Annotated in this window: 2 protein-coding genes; one reads left to right on the plus strand and one right to left on the minus strand. The window is 75.4% G+C overall.

The genetic code is table 11. From position 1 onward, the window contains the following. On the plus strand, positions 1-565 hold a 565-nt coding region (locus tag AC0IVP_RS21790; RefSeq protein WP_471759264.1), incomplete at its 5' end, for a hypothetical protein. A gap of 9 nt (positions 566-574) precedes the next feature. Here AC0IVP_RS21790 and thyX read toward each other — a convergent pair. Next, positions 575-1,275: FAD-dependent thymidylate synthase (gene thyX / locus AC0IVP_RS21795; protein WP_471759265.1), on the minus strand; the 701-nt coding region annotated here is incomplete at its 5' end.

Below are 1,275 nucleotides of genomic sequence, written 5' to 3' on the forward strand. Positions count from 1 at the left end.
GCACCGGCGTCCCGCCGCCCCCACCACCGACGGCGGGACGCCGGTGCCGCCGCTGCGCCGGCCACTGCTGGTCACCGGCCCCCCGTCGGCGGGCAAGTCGACGCTCGCGGCGACCCTCGCCGCCGGCCGCGCACTGTGCGCCGTCGTGGAGGTCGACGACGTCCGCGCCCTGGTGCGCACCGGGGCGGTCGACCCGTGGCGCCCCGGCGCCGGCGAGGGCCAGCACCGGCTGGCCGCGGTGCAGGCGTGCCTGCTCGCGTCATCGTTCGTCGCCGCGGGCGTCGAGGTCGTCCTCGTCGACGTCGTCCGGGCTCCCGTCGCCGAGGTCTACCGGACGTCTGCGGCCACGCCGTTCGTCGTGGCGCTGCGGGTGCCCCTGGACGTCGCCCGCGCCCGTTCGGCCGGCTCCCCGTTCACCGGGCCCGAGCTGGAGGCCCTGCACGCGGAGAGCGCCGTGGTCCGGGACATCGACGCCGAGGTGGACGCCTCCGGCACCGCGACCGAGGTCGCGGCCCGGGTGGAGGCGCTGTGGGCTGCGGCCGGAGCCGCCGTCCCCACCCGGTGAGCCGCCGGCTCAGCCCTCGCTGACGTACGGGCTGGCGGCGACCTCGGTGCCGTCGGCCAGCGAGCTGATCCGGAAGTCGTCGAACACGTTGCCGGCGACCCGCTGCAGCTCGCGCAGGCACAGGACGGCGAGCTCACGGATCTCCACGTCGGCGTGCTCGCTGGCGCGCATGGCGACGAAGTGCCGCCACGCGCGGTAGTTGCCGGTGACGACGATTCGGGTCTCGGTGGCGTTGGGCAGCACCGAGCGGGCGGCCTGGCGGGCCTGCTTGCGGCGCAGCGTGGCGTTGGGGACGTCGGCGAACCGGGTCTCCAGGCCCTCCAGCAGGTCGGTGTAGGCCTTCAGCGACGCGTCGGCCGCCTCGGTGAACAGCCGGTGCAGCTCGGGGTCCTCGGCGATGACGCCGGGCTCGACGAACGCGGCGTCCCGCTCGGGGACGTACCGCTGGGAGAGCTGGCTGTAGGAGAAGTGCCGGTGCCGGATGAGCTCGTGGGTCAGCGAGCGGGAGACACCGGTGAGGTACATGGACACCGTGCCGTGCTCGAGCACCGACAGGTGGCCGACCTCGAGGATGTGCCTCAGGTACCCGGCGTTGCTGGCGGTGGCCGGGTTCGGCTTGGTCCAGGACTGGTAGCAGGCGCGGCCGGCGAACTCGGCCAGGGCCTGTCCCCCGTCGACGTCGGTCTCCCACGGCACGTCGGCCGGCGGGG

Source organism: Klenkia sp. AC732 (assembly GCF_979256525.1).